We start from the raw sequence: 554 nt of genomic DNA, 5'->3' as shown, positions 1-554 counted from the left end.
AGAAAGCGGGCGGCGATCTGCACAAACACCTTCGGCAGCGGCGCAAGCGCTACAGGAAGCGCTATGGCAGTCAGGAACGGCGAGGTCGCATCATCGGCCGGGTTGGCATCGAGGAGCGGCCTTGGGGTGTGCCAAAATTGTTGGCCGTAGGGGGGGCAGAATAAATGGCCATTAACACCTGGATCCACTGAACGGTCTCTGGGCATCGGTGCAGCGAAAACCGGACCCTCAACAGGATCTGGCCTTCGAGTACCCGGACATGAGATGATGCGTTCCCTGCCTACTCAACAGGCATGGGCCGCGGATTTTGCGGAAATCCGGACGTTTTTCAACAGCCTGTGATTCATTCGGCAGGAAAACAGGCCCAGTGTTTGTATTGACTTGGATGCTGGCGACAGCGAAAAAGGAAAGGGTATTTCAGGTGAGAGAATGACACAAGCGTGTCTTCGGCCTCGTGATAGATTTTGGGACATCCCAGTCCCCAAAATCGACTCGGCCTTTGACAACCTATTTGTGCCCCAGCCGTCCTGGTCACCAAGCACTACGCAACAACT

General features: G+C 55.6%; 1 pseudogene. It reads left to right on the top strand.

What is annotated here, in order from left to right:
• Positions 1 to 122: pseudogene (locus ACOCD2_RS25565) on the top strand (IS30 family transposase); the annotation flags it as partial.
• Positions 123 to 554: the final 432 nt, after the last annotated feature.

Origin of the sequence: Thiolapillus sp. (assembly GCF_048562965.1) — a bacterium.
GTDB classification, from domain to species: Bacteria; Pseudomonadota; Gammaproteobacteria; order Chromatiales; family Chromatiaceae; genus Thiolapillus; species Thiolapillus brandeum_A.
Note: the sequence above shows the minus strand (reverse complement) of the source record. Positions and strands in the feature narration are given on the sequence as shown.